Origin of the sequence: Undibacterium sp. Ji42W (genome assembly GCF_049340405.1) — a bacterium.
Classification (GTDB): Bacteria; Pseudomonadota; Gammaproteobacteria; order Burkholderiales; family Burkholderiaceae_D; genus Undibacterium.
In genome coordinates, this window is the sequence record NZ_JBMPOV010000082.1 from 1 (window position 1) to 255 (window position 255).

General features: G+C 53.3%; 1 protein-coding gene. It reads right to left on the bottom strand.

What is annotated here, in order from left to right:
- Positions 1–255 (bottom strand): GTP-binding protein (locus tag ACO0LG_RS29665; RefSeq protein WP_423032235.1); only part of this gene is annotated, 255 nt, incomplete at both ends.

The following is a 255-nucleotide window of genomic DNA, read 5'->3' on the forward strand; positions in this document are numbered from 1 at the left end:
ATTCACGCACTTCCATTTCAACCAGTTCGAGCAACTCAGCGTCATCTACCATGTCGCATTTGTTCAGGAACACGATGATGTAGGGAACGCCAACTTGGCGGGCCAACAGGATGTGTTCGCGCGTTTGTGGCATTGGGCCGTCTGCTGCAGAGCAAACCAGAATGGCGCCATCCATTTGAGCCGCGCCAGTAATCATGTTTTTAACATAATCAGCATGACCTGGGCAGTCTACGTGGGCGTAGTGGCGACCCGCTG